Source organism: Salmonella enterica subsp. diarizonae, assembly GCF_008692785.1.
GTDB classification, from domain to species: Bacteria; Pseudomonadota; Gammaproteobacteria; order Enterobacterales; family Enterobacteriaceae; genus Salmonella; species Salmonella diarizonae.
This window is the reverse complement of sequence record NZ_VXJV01000026.1, coordinates 1-1,477: the sequence shown is the minus strand read 5'-3', so window position 1 is coordinate 1,477 and position 1,477 is coordinate 1. Positions and strand designations below refer to the sequence as shown.

Annotated in this window: 1 rRNA gene; it reads left to right on the top strand. The window is 53.9% G+C overall.

Going from position 1 to position 1,477, the window contains the following annotated elements:
- Positions 1-17: 17 nt before the first annotated feature.
- Positions 18-1,477: ribosomal RNA gene (locus F4V72_RS23920) — 23S ribosomal RNA — on the top strand; the annotation flags it as partial.

Sequence of the window (1,477 nt, the reverse complement as noted above, 5' to 3'; positions counted from 1 at the left end):
ACATCTTCGGGTTGTGAGGTTAAGCGACCAAGCGTACACGGTGGATGCCCTGGCAGTCAGAGGCGATGAAGGACGTGCTAATCTGCGAAAAGCGCCGGTAAGGTGATATGAACCGTTATAACCGGCGATGTCCGAATGGGGAAACCCAGTGTGACTCGTCACACTATCATTAACTGAATCCATAGGTTAATGAGGCGAACCGGGGGAACTGAAACATCTAAGTACCCCGAGGAAAAGAAATCAACCGAGATTCCCCCAGTAGCGGCGAGCGAACGGGGAGGAGCCCAGAGCCTGAATCAGCATGTGTGTTAGTGGAAGCGTCTGGAAAGGCGCGCGATACAGGGTGAGAGCCCCGTACACAAAAGCGCATATGCTGTGAGCTCGATGAGTAGGGCGGGACACGTGGTATCCTGTCTGAATATGGGGGGACCATCCTCCAAGGCTAAATACTCCTGACTGACCGATAGTGAACCAGTACCGTGAGGGAAAGGCGAAAAGAACCCCGGCGAGGGGAGTGAAACAGAACCTGAAACCGTGTACGTACAAGCAGTGGGAGCCTCTCTTTATGGGGGGTGACTGCGTACCTTTTGTATAATGGGTCAGCGACTTATATTCTGTAGCAAGGTTAACCGCATAGGGGAGCCGAAGGGAAACCGAGTCTTAATTGGGCGTTAAGTTGCAGGGTATAGACCCGAAACCCGGTGATCTAGCCATGGGCAGGTTGAAGGTTGGGTAACACTAACTGGAGGACCGAACCGACTAATGTTGAAAAATTAGCGGATGACCTGTGGCTGGGGGTGAAAGGCCAATCAAACCGGGAGATAGCTGGTTCTCCCCGAAAGCTATTTAGGTAGCGCCTCGTGAATTCATCTCCGGGGGTAGAGCACTGTTTCGGCTAGGGGGCCATCCCGGCTTACCAACCCGATGCAAACTGCGAATACCGGAGAATGTTATCACGGGAGACACACGGCGGGTGCTAACGTCCGTCGTGAAGAGGGAAACAACCCAGACCGCCAGCTAAGGTCCCAAAGTCATGGTTAAGTGGGAAACGATGTGGGAAGGCCCAGACAGCCAGGATGTTGGCTTAGAAGCAGCCATCATTTAAAGAAAGCGTAATAGCTCACTGGTCGAGTCGGCCTGCGCGGAAGATGTAACGGGGCTAAACCATGCACCGAAGCTGCGGCAGCGACACTTTAGTGTTGTTGGGTAGGGGAGCGTTCTGTAAGCCGTTGAAGGTGTGTCGTGAGGCATGCTGGAGGTATCAGAAGTGCGAATGCTGACATAAGTAACGATAAAGCGGGTGAAAAGCCCGCTCGCCGGAAGACCAAGGGTTCCTGTCCAACGTTAATCGGGGCAGGGTGAGTCGACCCCTAAGGCGAGGCCGAAAGGCGTAGTCGATGGGAAACGGGTTAATATTCCCGTACTTGGTGTTACTGCGAAGGGGGGACGGAGAAGGCTATGTTGGCCGGGCGACGGT